General features: G+C 69.9%; 11 protein-coding genes, 1 tRNA gene and 1 pseudogene. 3 read left to right on the top strand and 10 right to left on the bottom strand.

The window, feature by feature from the left end:
• Positions 1 to 13 precede the first annotated feature (13 nt).
• The 4 genes and pseudogenes from ACQPY0_RS52540 to ACQPY0_RS52525 all read right to left on the bottom strand — a co-directional run.
• Positions 14 to 1,339: pseudogene (locus ACQPY0_RS52540) on the bottom strand (formimidoylglutamate deiminase); the annotation flags it as partial.
• Entirely contained in the window at positions 1,336 to 2,541 is a 1,206-nt protein-coding gene (locus ACQPY0_RS52535) for an allantoate amidohydrolase (RefSeq protein ID WP_432995783.1), read from the bottom strand. The pseudogene ACQPY0_RS52540 and the gene ACQPY0_RS52535, both read right to left, overlap by 4 nt.
• On the bottom strand, positions 2,541 to 4,190 hold the full coding sequence (gene hutU / locus ACQPY0_RS52530; protein ID WP_432979317.1) for a urocanate hydratase: 1,650 nt from the start codon (positions 4,188 to 4,190) through the stop codon (positions 2,541 to 2,543). Before hutU ends, ACQPY0_RS52535 begins: the two co-directional genes overlap by 1 nt.
• Before the next feature lie 12 nt (positions 4,191 to 4,202).
• Positions 4,203 to 5,066, bottom strand: coding sequence for a MurR/RpiR family transcriptional regulator (locus ACQPY0_RS52525; RefSeq protein WP_432979314.1), 864 nt, complete (start codon positions 5,064 to 5,066; stop codon positions 4,203 to 4,205).
• A 95-nt stretch (positions 5,067 to 5,161) separates the two neighbouring features.
• On the opposite strand from ACQPY0_RS52525, the gene ACQPY0_RS52520 reads away from it, so the two are divergent.
• The 3 genes from ACQPY0_RS52520 (at position 5,162) to ACQPY0_RS52510 (ending at position 7,598) form a co-directional block, all read left to right on the top strand.
• A complete protein-coding gene (locus tag ACQPY0_RS52520) occupies positions 5,162 to 5,962 on the top strand; it encodes an MOSC domain-containing protein (RefSeq protein ID WP_432979311.1) in 801 nt (266 codons plus the stop codon).
• A gap of 118 nt (positions 5,963 to 6,080) precedes the next feature.
• Entirely contained in the window at positions 6,081 to 6,785 is a 705-nt protein-coding gene (locus tag ACQPY0_RS52515; protein ID WP_432979308.1) for a hypothetical protein, read from the top strand.
• Between the two features lie 393 nt (positions 6,786 to 7,178).
• Positions 7,179 to 7,598, top strand: a complete 420-nt coding sequence (locus tag ACQPY0_RS52510) for a hypothetical protein (protein ID WP_432979305.1) — start codon at positions 7,179 to 7,181, stop codon at positions 7,596 to 7,598.
• A gap of 1,010 nt (positions 7,599 to 8,608) precedes the next feature.
• Here ACQPY0_RS52510 and ACQPY0_RS52505 read toward each other — a convergent pair.
• The 6 genes from ACQPY0_RS52505 to bcp form a co-directional block, all read right to left on the bottom strand.
• The gene (locus ACQPY0_RS52505; RefSeq protein ID WP_432979302.1) at positions 8,609 to 9,340 is read right to left on the bottom strand and encodes a hypothetical protein; all 732 of its coding nucleotides are present in this window, start codon (positions 9,338 to 9,340) and stop codon (positions 8,609 to 8,611) included.
• A gap of 113 nt (positions 9,341 to 9,453) precedes the next feature.
• Positions 9,454 to 9,526 (bottom strand) — tRNA-Leu (locus ACQPY0_RS52500).
• 20 nt (positions 9,527 to 9,546) lie between these two features.
• Positions 9,547 to 10,389, bottom strand: coding sequence for a transglutaminase family protein (locus ACQPY0_RS52495; protein WP_432979299.1), 843 nt, complete (start codon positions 10,387 to 10,389; stop codon positions 9,547 to 9,549).
• Positions 10,386 to 11,333: an alpha-E domain-containing protein gene (locus ACQPY0_RS52490; protein ID WP_432979296.1), complete on the bottom strand. Its 948-nt coding sequence runs from the start codon at positions 11,331 to 11,333 to the stop codon at positions 10,386 to 10,388. The genes ACQPY0_RS52495 and ACQPY0_RS52490 overlap by 4 nt, the downstream gene beginning before the upstream one ends.
• Positions 11,334 to 11,343: 10 nt before the next feature.
• The gene (locus tag ACQPY0_RS52485) at positions 11,344 to 12,906 is read right to left on the bottom strand and encodes a circularly permuted type 2 ATP-grasp protein (RefSeq protein ID WP_432979293.1); all 1,563 of its coding nucleotides are present in this window, start codon (positions 12,904 to 12,906) and stop codon (positions 11,344 to 11,346) included.
• Positions 12,907 to 13,032: 126 nt separating this feature from the next.
• On the bottom strand, positions 13,033 to 13,506 hold the full coding sequence (bcp, locus tag ACQPY0_RS52480; RefSeq protein WP_432979290.1) for a thioredoxin-dependent thiol peroxidase: 474 nt from the start codon (positions 13,504 to 13,506) through the stop codon (positions 13,033 to 13,035).
• Between the last annotated feature and the right edge of the window lie 56 nt (positions 13,507 to 13,562).

The raw sequence follows: 13,562 nt of genomic DNA, 5'->3' as shown, positions 1-13,562 counted from the left end.
GGTCGAAGGGTGGGCTGGCAGTGATCGCCTGCAGCACCCCGGAGAGGGCAGCACCGACGTCCGGGACGGCGGCGTGGACTCCGTCGCGTACGACGACCCGGCCGTCCACCACGACATGCCGCACGTCTGCCGCCGTAGCGGTAAACGCGATCGCCGCCGGGTCGCCGCCGGCCGTGCGTGGCGAGCCGAGCGCGACGGTGACCAGGTCGGCCCGCGCTCCCACCGCGATGACCCCGCTGTGGGGCCAGCCGAGCGCGGCGTGCCCGGCGACGGTGGCCGCGTTGATCAACTCGCTGCCCGTGAAGTGCCCGCGGTGCTCGGTGTGGAGCCGCTCGTGCATCTCGACGGCGCGAGCCTCCTCGAACAGGTCGATAACCGCGTGGCTGTCGCTGCCGAGGCTCAGCGGGCTGCCCGCGTCCACGAGCGCCCTGGCCTGGCCGATCCCGTCGGCCAGGTCTCGCTCGGTGGTGGGGCACAGACACACCCCGGTGCCGCTGTCGCCGAGCTCGGCGCGGTCCGTGTCCGTCAGATGAGTGGCGTGTACGGCCGTCACCCGCCCGCCGAGCAGCCCCCGGTCGGCGAGCAACTCCGTCGGCGTGCGGCCGTGAACCGCCAGACAGGCCTCGTTCTCGGCACGCTGCTCCGAGAGGTGCACGTGCGTCGACATGCCGTCGGTGCGGACCGCGAACGCCGCCAGCTCGTCCGGCGGCACGGCCCGGACGCTGTGCGCCGCAGCGCCGATCCGTGCGTGCGGCCGGGGCCGCATCCGGTCCAGCCGGCCCGACCAGGCGTCGATCGATCCGTCACCGAATCGCAGCTGTACCCCCTCCAGCGGCCGCCCATCCACCCCGGCGGTGAGGTATAGCGTGTCCAGCAGCGTGATCCTGATTCCCGCGTCAGCGGCTGCGGCGATGAGCGCCTCGCCCATCGCGTTCGGGTCGGCGTAGCGCACCCCACCTGGTCCGTGATGCAGGTAATGGAATTCGCCGACACAGGTGATCCCGGCAAGGGCCATCTCCGAATACACCGCGACAGCCAGCGCGTGATACGAGTCCGGGTCGAGCGCCGCAGCCACTGTGTACATCTGCTCGAGCCACGTCCAGAACGTCCCGCGGCCCCGCTGCGTGCGTCCGCGCAGCGCCCGATGGAACGCGTGCGAGTGCACGTCGGCCAGCCCCGGCAGCGTGAGCCCGGCGAGCCGCGTCGCCCCGGCCGCCTCCGGCGCGTCGGGCGGCGTCTGCGGCCGAACCGCGACGAACCGGCCGCCCGCGATCTCGACCAGAACGTCGTCGGCAACGCCGACCGGCAGCCAGGCGTGCTCGCAGTGGTATCGCGTCACTGACATAGCCGGGCCATCAGGTCGGTGAGCTTCTCGACGCCGACGGCGCAGTCGGCGTCCGAAGCCGACTCCTGCGGCGCGTGCGAGATGCCCGTCGGGTTTCGCACGAACAGCATTGCCGTGTCCACGTGGCCGGACAGCACCCCGGCGTCGTGCCCGGCCCCGGTCGGCAACACCGGCGCGTCCAGCTCCAGGGCGGCGAGCCGGCTGACGTCGCCGGTGAACCCGACCTCGCCGGTCAGCGACTCCGCGGCCATGGTGACCTGGGTGCCGTCCCGCCGGGCGCGTTCCTCCGCCCGCTGACGGATCGACTCGACGAGCTTCTGCAGCGTGTCGCTGTCCGCCGCGCGGGCGTCGAGCCAGGCGGAGGCGCGAGCCGCGATCGCGTTGGTGGCGTTCGGCGCGACGGTGACCCGCCCGACCGTCGCGTGTGCGCCGTGGGCCCGGGCCGTCTCATCGGTCGCCAGCACCGTATACGCCAGCGTGAGCATGGGATCGTGCCGGTCGGACATCCTGGTGGTGCCGGCGTGATTGCCCTCGCCGGTGAAGTCGAACCGATAGCGGCCGTGGGGCCAGATCCCGCTGGCCACGCCGACCGGCTCGTCGAGGTGGTCGAGCGCCCGTCCCTGCTCGACGTGGAGCTCGACGAACGCCTTGATGCGTGCCAGCCGCTCGGGGTCAGGTCCGAGCCGGTCGGGGTCGAGCCCGGCCCGTCCGATGGCGTCGGCGAGCCAGGTGCCTTCCCGGTCACGCAACCGCAGCGCCTTCGTCGCGTCATAGGCGCCGGTCATCAGTCGGGAGCCCAGGCACGGCACCCCGAACCGCGCGCCCTCCTCCTCGGTGAACACGACCACCGCGACCGGCTGGGCCGGTGTCACGCCGCGTTCGCGCAGCCGGTCGATGGCCAGCAGCCCCGACACCACGCCCAGCGGCCCGTCATAGGCCCCGCCGTGCGGCACGGAGTCGAGGTGGCTGCCGGTGACAATGGCGCCCTCGCCCTCGGGGTCGCCCCACCAGGCCCATATGTTGCCATTGCGGTCGATCTCCACCTCGAGGTCGCGGTCCAGCGCCTCCTCGACGAACCACTCCCGGCACACCAGGTCGGTGTCGGTCCAGGCATGGCGCACGTACCCGCCGTCGTCGCCGGCCCGGCCGATCGGAGTCAGCGAGCCCCACAGCGCCGCAAACCGTTCCGCATTCATCATGACTGCTCCCGCATCGGCACTCGAAGCCCTGTCGCCTCGGCCACCCGAGCCGCGTCCTCGTATCCCGCGTCGACGTGTCGCAGCACGCCCATCGCTGGATCGTTGGTGAGCACCCGCGCCAGCTTCCGCGCCGCCAGCTCCGTCCCGTCGGCCACCGACACTTGACCGGCGTGGATCGACCGCCCGATCCCGACGCCGCCGCCGTGGTGGATCGACACCCAGGAAGCCCCCGACGCCGTGTTGACCAGCGCGTTCAGCAGCGGCCAGTCGGCGATCGCGTCGGAGCCGTCGCGCATCGCCTCGGTCTCGCGGTATGGCGAGGCGACCGATCCGCTGTCGAGGTGGTCGCGCCCGATGACGATCGGTGCCTCCAGCGTGCCGTCGGCGACCATCTCATTGAACCGTAGCCCGGCCCGGTCGCGTTCGCCTTGACCGAGCCAGCAGATCCTGGCCGGCAGCCCCTGGAACGCGACCCGCTCCCGCGCCATCGTGATCCAGCGGTGCAGCGACGCGTTTTCGGGGAAGAGATCGAGGACCGCCCGGTCGGTGGCGGCGATGTCCGCGGGGTTGCCCGACAGCGCGGCCCACCGGAACGGGCCCTTCCCCTGGCAGAACAGCGGTCGGATGTACGCCGGGACGAACCCCGGAAACGCGAATGCCCGGTCGAATCCGCCCAGCTGAGCCTCACCGCGGATCGAGTTGCCGTAGTCGAACACCTCGGCGCTGCGGTCGAGGAACCCGACCATCGCCTCCACGTGCCGCGCCATCGAGTGGCGGGCCCGTTCCGTGAACTCCTCCGGCTTCTTCGCCGCGTAGTCGGCGGCGTCCTCGAGCGCGACCCCGATCGGCACATAGGACAGCGGGTCGTGCGCCGAGGTCTGGTCGGTCACGATGTCGACCGCTACTCCCATCCGGAGCAGTTCGGGCACCAGCAGCGCGGCGTTGCCGACGACCCCGACCGACAGAGGCCTGCGGTCGCGTCGCGCCTCCTCAGCGAGCCGGACCGCGGCCTCGAGTGAATCGGCGACCATGTCGAGATAGCGGTTGGCGACCCGGCGCTCCAGCCGTGCCCGGTCGACGTCGATGATCAGGCAGACGCCACCGTTCATGGTCACGGCGAGCGGCTGCGCACCGCCCATGCCCCCGCAACCGGCGGTCAGCGTGAGCGTGCCGGTCAGCGTTCCGCCGAATCGCTTTTCGGCGACGGCCGCGAACGTTTCGTAGGTGCCCTGCAGGATGCCCTGCGTGCCGATGTAGATCCACGATCCGGCGGTCATCTGCCCATACATCGTCAGGCCGAGAGCCTCCAGGCGCCGGAACTCCGGCCAGTTGGCCCACTCGCCGACCAGGTTGGAGTTGGCGATCAGCACCCTCGGCGCCCACTCGTGTGTCTGCAGGACACCGACGGGCCGGCCGGACTGCACGAGCATCGTCTCGTCCGGGGCCAGGGTCGTGAGCGTGCGGACCAACGCTTGGAACGACGGCCAGTCTCGTGCAGCCTTGCCGGTGCCCCCGTAGACCACCAGGTCCTGCGGGCGCTCCGCGACGTCAGGATCGAGGTTGTTCATGAGCATGCGCAGGGCGGCTTCCTGTTGCCATCCTCGTGTCGTCAACTGGGTGCCCCGAGGGGCACGCACCGCTTCCATGATTCTCCTCGGCTAGGGCAGGAATACCTGACGAGTGGCGGCGGAGCGCTCGAAGGCCTCGAGCCGTTCCTGGGTTTCGGTGGGCGTGGAGTCGCACATTGCCTGGAGCAGGATCGTCACCATGGCCATCGGCGCGGTGTGTATGTCGAAGACCAGCCGGGAGCCGACCGGGGCAGGCAGCACGATGTCCGACTCCGCGGCGGCCGGGCTGACCGGTGAATCCGTCACGGTGACCACGCGAAGCCCCGCAGCCCGCGCCTCGCGTAGCGTGTCGACCGCCTCGCGTGGATATCGGGGCAGCACAAACGCCAGCATGGCAACTGCTCCGGCCGCGCGTGCCTGTTCCAGGCGATCCGCGAGCACGCTGCCCTGCTGGTCCAGGAGTCTTACGTCCGGATGGACCTTGGCTGCGAAGTAGGCGAAGGCCCCGGCAAGCGCGGTGGCCGCGCGCATGCCGAGCACCGGGAGCGGGCGGCTCTCCATGAGCAGCCGGCCTGCCTCCGAGAGCGGCTTGGGGTCGGTGAGCGAGTCGGAGAGCCGCCGTAGGTTGGCGATCTCGTCGCCGAGTGCCTGCTCGAACTGGCTCACCGGCGCGGCTTCGTTGGACTCGTCCACTGTGGATGAGCTGTGCCGGTATCCGTCGATCGTCACCCGCATCTGGTCGCGTAGCGCTGGATAGCCCTCGAACCCCAGCGCGGTCGCGAACCGTGTCACCGAAGGCTGGCTCACTCCCGCGAGCGTGGCCAGGTCTCCGCTGGACAGATAGCCGGCCTGCCCGGCGTGCTCGACCAGGATGCGCGCGATGCGGCGCTGGACGGGCGTGAGTCGCTGCCCGTCGAAGAGGTCGAGTATCCGCTGGCGCGGGGATGAAGTCATGGGCTGAATGTAAGCCCCCTTTCAGGCTTGCGTCAAGTGTAAGCAGTCATTCATACTGTTGGCGGGAAGGGAGGACAACATGCGACTCTCAGAACGTGCGGCTGAGCTACCTAGCGACCTACCCGATCAAGAGTTGCTACCGCGTCGAGGTGGACGCCGCGGTAGTCGAGCCATGGGGCCTGGCGGGAGACCGCCGGTGGATCCTCGTGGACGAGGACGCCAAGCTCATCACCCAGCGCGACTGGCCGGCGCTGGGGCGGATTCGGCCGCGCTACACACACCAGGGCCTCATGCTCGAGGCGCAGGGCTTCGCGCCACTCGAGGTGCCATATCCGACCGCCGACACGACGGACATCAAGCACTTCGTTCTGTGGATTGCCGCGACGACCGCGGGGGACGTCGCGAACCAGTGGGTGTCGCAGGCGATCGGACGCCCGGCACGCCTGTTCTACCTCGACGATCCGACGCGGCGGCCCGTCGAGCCGGAGTACAGCACCCCGGAGGACCGGGTGAGCTTCGCCGACGGATATCCGCTCCTGCTGGCCAACGAGGCCTCCCTGACCGCGGTGAACGATTGGCTGGCCGAGGCGGACGAGGAACCCGTCTCGATGACCCGGTTCCGGCCCAACGTCGTCGTCGCCGGCGCGCCGGCCTGGGCGGAGGACGACTGGATCGGGCAGAGGATCGTCATCGGCGACGTGGCGTTCCGAGTGCCGAAGCCTTGCTCGCGATGCGTCCTGACCACGATCGATCCGGAGACGGGAAAGAAGGGGCGCGAACCGTTGCGCGTGCTCGGAAAGTATCGACGCTTCCCGGGCGGCCTCATGTTCGGCGTCAACCTCATCCCGGACGTCCGCGGCAAAATTGCGATCGGCGACGAGATCGCGATTCTTTAAGCGGTATGCCGTCCGGACGAGCAGCGGATTCGGACATTAGCGGCGAGAGCACGCCGAGTGGCGAGGCGAAAGTGGCATAACGCGTCGCAGGGGGCGGTCGGCGCGACATGATCACCGCGTGACGTCCGTGCTGGTCAGGCCCCACCTTGCCGAGATCCTTGATCGCACGCACCACGTCGTCGTGACGTTCAGTGTGCTGGGGAACCTCCTGCCCGAGCCAGCGGCCGTGGCGCGGCAGGTCGGCGAGATGCTGCAGGAGACCGGGCACCAGATGTCGATTCTGGAAGGGACGAGCGACAACCCGTTCGACATGTTGGCCGAGGCATACGGGGTATCGGAGGAGGTGGGGCGCAGGGCCGAGCAGTTGATTCACGACGCCGAGGTCGACGCTGCCGACTCCGCGCCGGTGACCGCCGGTGCCGCCGAGTTGTTCGAGGCATGCCGGGCAACGGGGCGTTTGGTCGCTGTGTACGCGTCGCACAGCGAGTCGGCGGTCGGGCGATATCTGCATCGGCTCGGGCTGCGGAGCCTGGTCGGGCCGACGCTGGGGCGAGGCTTCGCGATGCGGAATCCGGCGGTTCGGGCGCTGGCGCCGGTGTTCGAGGCGCTCCGGGTGCCGGCGCGGGAGACGGCGGTGGTTTGTGCGACGTTCTCGGCGATGTCGGCCACACAGCGGGCTGGGGCTCATGCGATCGGCGTGGAGCGGATCCGGGAGCCCCGGAAGATGCTGCACGGTGGGGAGGGGCGGAATGCGGTTGTGCGGTCGTTGACGGCGCTCGCCGAAGCGGTCAGAGAGTGCTGCGGGCCGCCGCCGGAGGCGTAGGAGTCCCTGCGGGCGTAGGAGTCCGTGCGGGGCGTAGGAGTCCGTTGCTGGAGTTTGGGGGCGGCCGCTATCGGAGGGAGAGGACGTCGTTGCCGGGCGTCAAGCACCGAACCGCGGGCTGCCCGCTGCGCCCCTGCTGACTGACCAGGATCGGACAGGTTCGGTGTCAGCGCTTGGGGTGCCGGGGGCGTGGTGGCTGCGTTTGTCGTGTTCAGGAGGTTGTGGTGCTGGGTGGGTGGGGTCGTTTGGGTCCGCAAGAAGTGGGGGCGTTCGTGTGGCGTGTCGGGGTGTTCTGGGTGGGGCTCTGGTAGAACAACGCGGGTGTCGTTTCTGCTTTGGTCTGGGCGGGCTCTCGGGTATCGGCGGGCCGGCGTTGGGGTCGGGGTGGCCCTGGTGTGTTTCGTCGTTGGGTACGTTCAGGTGCCGGACGAGGCGTTTGCGCACCCCAAGCGGCTGGCGTTGACGGTGTTGTTGTTCGTTGCCGGGGTGGCCTGCCTGGGGTGGGCGGCGGCGATGGCGCACGTTGGCGTGCAGATCAGCATGTACAACGTCCGGATTCGGCATGGACTGTTGCCTATGCCGCCGATTTCGGTGCCGTTGCGCATGGTGAATGACATTCGGGTGGTTGATGTTCGGTCCAGTGTGGGGCAGCGGTGGGGGTGGACCTGGGTGCCTGGGCGGGGGAGGGCGGTCATTGTGCGGTCGGGGGCGGCGTTGATGTTCGACTTTGGGGGGCGGCAGTTCACGGTCAGTGTGGATGAGCCTGAGGATGCCGTGGCCGCGCTCAGTCGGGTGCGGATGGCGCCGCGGTAGTTGGCAGGCGTGCGTCGATGGGCGCGGTGTCGGCGGGGAAATCGCGGGCTAACGGGAAACGGGAAACAGGGAACGGGCCGCGCGGGGCAACAGCAGGATGTAGGAAGGCGTGCGGGCAACAGGGGCAGACGAAAACGTGAACGCCGCGCCGGGCGAGGGCGCTGGGGAGCAGCGGAAACAAGGACGCGGGCGCCGGGTGGGGGAGCCGCAGGGGTGTGACCGCGGGTCTGTGCGCGGGAGTCGCGGCAGCGGGAGGCGGGACGCGGACGCTGTGCGAAGGAACGGCGGGACGAGACCGTGTGACGCCGCGCGAGGTTGCGGTGGGGGACGAGAACGCGTGGCACTGCGCGAGGTTGTGGCCCGCGATGAGACCGTGTGACACCGTGCGAGGTCGCGGTTGGGGACGAGAACGCATGGCACTGCGCGAGGCTGCGGCCGGCGATGAGAACGTGTGACGCCGTGCGAGGTTGCGGTGGGGAGCGAGAACGCGTGGGAGTGCGCGAGGTTGTGGTGGGGGACGAGAACGTGTGGCGCTGTGCGAGGTTGCGGTGGGGACGTGGACCTTGGTGTTGGGCGCAACTGGGGAATGGGCGGGGCTTGAGGGGTGCGTGTTCGGTGGGGGTGGTGAAGCCCGGCGGAGTATCCATCCGCCGGGCTTCGGCTTGCCGCCCAATTGCTTACGCCGGCGACGTTTGAAGAACTGGGATCAGCTTGTTGACCTCGCGCTCTTCGGTTGAGCTACCGGCCCGTGGAGAGGACCGGGCGGGAGTTGAACCCGCAACCTCGAGGTTTGTGTCCCGTTCGGTTGATCCGGCGTTCGGCGGCGAATGCTCAGACTGGAGCGAGAAGTTGAGTTTGTGTTTCGGCTCCCGCGGCCGCCTCTGCCATTGGGCTACGCCGCCTTGGGGATGGCGGCGGGAGGAATCGAACCTCCACATTGACACCGCGCGCACCTGTCAAACTGAGCCTCAGGTTCAGTCTGCGCTCCTTGCGCCCCGCCATCCTAGCCCCTACCCGAACAGGTACCGAAACACCTTTTCGCCGGTCTCCTGCTCGACCACCTCGACGCCGTTGGCCTCCTCGCGGGCGAACTTCACCGCGGCCTGCAGCTTCTCGACGCGTTCGACGAGTTCGTTGACGCGCTTGGCCGGCAGGGCGCCGGAGAACTTCACGGTCTTCCAGTATCCGATGACGACGTCCTCGTAGTAGACCTCGACCTGCGCCGGGTGCTTCTCCGTCGCCTCGGCCTTCACGTGGTTGCGCGGGATCTTCTTCGTGCGCGTGGTCTGGGTCGGCTCGGTGGCGTAGGTGTCCGCGGAGGCGTCGTACACCCAGGTCTCGGCGGCGTCGAGGACCGGCAGCTTGCGCACGAACGTGAGCAGGTCGGCGAGCTGCTTCTCCAGGAACAGCAGGTAGGAGACCGGCACGTCGCGCAGGAGGGCCTCGCCGTCGATGGAGACGTCGGCGCGGGCCGCACAGTTCGTCCAGTCCTTCGTGGCGGTGACGTCGAACAGGCGGGTCAGGATGGCGGCGGTCTGGCGCAGTACCTCTTCCGCCTTCACCTGCACGCGGGTGGACTCGGGCGGCAGCTGCTCGCCCTCCTCGTCCTTCGGCCGATACGTGCGGGCGATGCCGGCCAGCAGCGCCGGCTTCTGCAGGACGTGGTGCGCCTCGGTGAGGTCCTGGAACGAGCGCGACTTCACGCCCTTCTCGACCGCGATGATCTGATTCAGCTTCGTCATAATGCGGAGCAGTGTACGAGCGAGATAGCCAGAGAGAGAACCGAAAAACCCCACAGGCCAGCCCAAAAGCCCACGACCGCCCAACGGGCGCGAGCAGGGTCATCCCAACGGGGTGGGGCCGGTGAGAGTCGAACTCACACTGGCACGGACCTAAACCGTGTGCCTCTGCCATTGGGCTACGGCCCCGCAACCGAGAGACACAATACTCAGGCGAGTCGTGTGATCTCCACCGTGATGCCCAGGTGCTTGCTCGGCGCGCCGTGGTACACCCCGCGCAGCGGTGGCACGTCGTCGTAGTCGCGGCCGCGGGCGACCACGACGTGGCGCGGCCCGACGGGCACGCCGTTCGTGGGATCGAAGCCGGTCCACTCGCCGCACCACCATTCGACCCAGGCGTGGCTCTGGCCGGCGACCGTCTCGCCGACCTCGGCCTCGACCTTCGGGTGGAGGTAGCCGGAGACGTATCGGGCGGGGATTCCCCGGGCGCGCAGGAGGCCGACGGTCAGGTGCGCGATGTCCTGGCAGACGCCTTTGCGCAGGTCCCACGCCTCTTGAGCGCTGGTTTGGACGCCGGTCGAGCCCGGGACGTACGACACCTCGTTCTTGACCCAGAACGAGACGGCCTCGGCGGACTCCGCGGGGGAGTGCGCCCCGACGGCGGCCCAGACGTCCTCGACGAGCTCCGGGCTGACGGCGGTGAGGCGGCTGTCGGCCAGGAATTCCGCGTGGGTGTCGAGGACGGCTTCGGTGCCGAGGTCGGACCAGCCGAGCGAGAGCCGCGGAGGCGGGGGCGGGGACACCTCGACGAGGCTGCTGGAGACCACACGCAGCTGCTGGTGGGGGCGGTGCAGGTCGAACGCGGTGACCTGGGTGGCCCAGTAGTCGTGGTAGCGGTACGTCGTGGCGCCGGGGGTGACCTCGACCTGGCTGAAGAGGGTCGTCTGCCAGGGCAGGGTGAGCGGGGTGAGGCGGGCCTCGTTGTAGGAGGCCGAGACGGTGCCGGCGTACTTGTAGCCGGTGACGTGACGGATCTTCAGGCGCCAGTTCATGATCCACCCCAAGCGACGGTGCCCCACGTGACGGGCGTGGACTGCGGGAAGTACCGGGCGGTGATCGCCGCGCTCGCCGTCGCGCAGGTCTGCTGCAGGGCGCGCAGGTGCTGCGGGAGTTCGGTGAGCAGCGTGGTCGTGTCGGCGTACTCCAGGCGCGTGCGGATCTGCCCGATCGGCCGGCGGGCGGCGTCGGTCACGCCGGCCCGCTCGGTCGTGGGCGCGAGGTCGACGAGGCACTGCTCGGCGGCGCCGAGGGCGTGCAGGGCGGAGCGGGGAAAGAGGCGGTCCAGGAGCAGGAACTCGGTGACCCGCTGCGGGTCGAACGTGCCGCCGTGGGTGCGCAGGAACGCCTCGTCGGCGCCGCAGGAGCGCAGCACCGTGCGCCAGCCGGTGACCTCGTCGGGCGTGTTGGTCTGGATGGACAGCAGCCGGGCGGTCATGTCGACGCGCTCCAGGCTGCGGCCCAGGACCAGGAACCGCCAGCCGTCGTCGCGGCTCATCGTCGATTCGGCGAGGCCGGCGAGGACGGCGGCGCGCTCGCGCACGTAGCTGAGGAACACCGTCGGGCCGAGGCGTTCGGCGGCGACGCGGCGGGACGCGAGCGTGTGCCAGGTGACGTTGAGGCATTCCCACATCTCGCTGGAGATCGTCTCGCGCACGCCGCGGGCGTTGTCGCGGGCGGCGACGATCGCGCCGGAGATCGCGCTGGGGTCCTCGGCGTCGAACGCGAGCAGTTCCAGCACGTCGCCGGTGCTCAGGCGCCGGTCCTGCGGGGCGGACGCGCCGAGGATCGACATGAGGCTGCGGCAGGCCGCGTCCTCGTCGGCCCACGGGTCCTCCAGCAGCCGGCCCAGGAACGCGTCGAGGATGCGGGCGGTGTCGTCGGCGCGCTCGATGTAGCGGCCGATCCAGAACAGCGACTCCGCGATACGGCTGAGCATCGACCCTCCTCTACTGCTGCTGTCCGGCCATCTGCGCGGCCGCCGGTCCGCTGTCGCGGGGGCTGCCGCCGCAGTTGCGCGGCTCGGCCACGACGCGGGGCCGCGGGGCGGGCGCCGGGTCGCCCGGGTGGGCCAGCACCCAGGTGTCCTTCGAGCCGCCGCCCTGGCTGGAGTTGACGACCAGGGCGCCCTCCGGCAGCGCGACCCGGGTCAGGCCGCCGGGCAGGAGCCAGATCTCGTTGCCGTCGTTGACGGCGAACGGGCGCAGGTCGATGTGGCGCGGCGCGACCCGGTCGCCGAGCAGCGTCGGCGACGTCGACAGCGCCACTGGCCGCTGCGCGATCCAGCCGCGTGGGTCCTTCTCGACCGCCTCGCGCAGCGTGGTCAGTGTCTCCTCGGAGGCTTGCGGCCCGATGACGATGCCCTTGCCGCCGGCGCCGTCGACCGGCTTGAGCACCAGCTGGTCCAGCCGGCCCAGGACGTCGTGGAGCACCTCCGGGTCGCGGTCGTCCAGCCGGTACGTCTCGACGTTGTCGATCAGCGGCTCCTCCGACAGGTAGTACCGGATCAGGTCCGGTACGTACGTGTAGACGAGCTTGTCGTCGGCGACCCCGTTGCCCACGGCGTTGGCCAGCGTGACCTGCCCGGCCCGGGCGGCGTTCACGATGCCGGGGCAGCCGATGACCGAGTCTGGGCGGAAGTGCAGCGGGTCCATGAACTCGTCGTCGACCCGCCGGTACACCACGTGCACCGGTCGTTCGCCCTGCGTGGTGCGCATCCGGACCCGGTTGCCGCCGCACACGAGGTCGCGCCCCTCGACGAGCTCGACGCCCATCAGGCGCGCGAGCAGCGCGTGCTCGAAGTAGGCGGCGTTGTAGACGCCCGGGGTCAGCACGACGACCGTCGGATCGTCCACGCCCTCGGGCGCCGCGGCCCGCAGCGCGGCGAGCAGGCGCGCCGGGTAGTCGTCGACCGGCCGGACCCGTGCGTCGGCGAACAGCGCCGGCATGGTGTGGGTGAGGGCGCGGCGGTTCTCGATGACGTACGACACGCCGGACGGGATGCGCAGGTTGTCTTCGAGCACGCGGAAGCGCCCCTCCTCGTCGCGCACGAGGTCGACGCCGCTGATGTGCACGCGCACGCCGTTGGGGGGTTCGATGCCGTAGGCCTGTCGGTGGAAGTGGGCGCTGGTGGTGATCAGCTTGCGGGGCACGACGCCGTCGGCGAACACGCGTCCGGCGCCGTAGATGTCGGCCAGGAACGCCTCAAGGGCCTTGACCCGCTGCTGGACGGCGGCCGTCAGCAGGTCCCACTCGGTGGCGTCGAGGATGCGGGGGATGAGGTCGAGCGGGAACGGGCGCTCCTCGCCGGCGTAGGCGAAGGTGACGCCGCGATCGGTGAAGACGCGGGCCAGCTGGTCGGCCCGGAACCGAAGATCGGCGGGGGCCAGCGGCTGGAGCGCGGCGAACAGCGAACGATAGGGCGATCGTGGCTGGCCGGGGCGTTCGAACATCTCGTCCCAAGCTTCGAACATGGCCCCGGACATCGAGTATTCATCGAAGATGTCCGCCATGACGAGAGCCTAGGCACGAACCGTTTCGGCCGGATTACCGGTGTGTTTTGACCCGTGATCTTGCCCTGACCTGGACGAAGGCGCCACCAGTAATACGATGATCATCCATGGTTCGGGTGCTCGCAGTCAGTCGAGCCCGAGATCCTTGCGCAGCTTGGCGACGTGGCCGGTGGCCCGCACGTTGTACATCGCCCGCTCGATCTGCCCCTTCTCGTCGATGACGAAGGTCGAGCGGATCACGCCCAGCACGGTGCGGCCGTAGTTCTGCTTCTCGCCATAGGCGCCGTAGGTGCGCAGGACCTCGCGATCCGGGTCGGACACCAGCGGGAACGTGATGGCGTCGCGCTCGCGGAACTTGGCCAGCTTCGCGGGGGAGTCGGGCGAGATGCCGACGACCTCGTAGCCGGCCGCCTGCAGTGACGCCAGGCTGTCGCGGAAGTCGCACGCCTGCTTGGTGCAGCCGGGGGTCATGGCGGCGGGGTACGCATACAGCACGACCTTGCGGCCGCGCAGGTCGGCGAGCGACAGGGGCTCGTCACGGTCCGTTTGCAGCGTGAACTCGGGGGCCGTGTCACCCGGCTCGAGGCGCGTCGTCGTCATGGCCCAGACTCTATCGCGCACCTGTGACACATCCGGGGCGCCATCGCGCAGCGTAC

Source organism: Dactylosporangium sp. CA-233914, assembly GCF_050942935.1.
Taxonomy (GTDB): domain Bacteria; phylum Actinomycetota; class Actinomycetes; order Mycobacteriales; family Micromonosporaceae; genus Dactylosporangium.
Note: the sequence above shows the minus strand (reverse complement) of the source record. Positions and strands in the feature narration are given on the sequence as shown.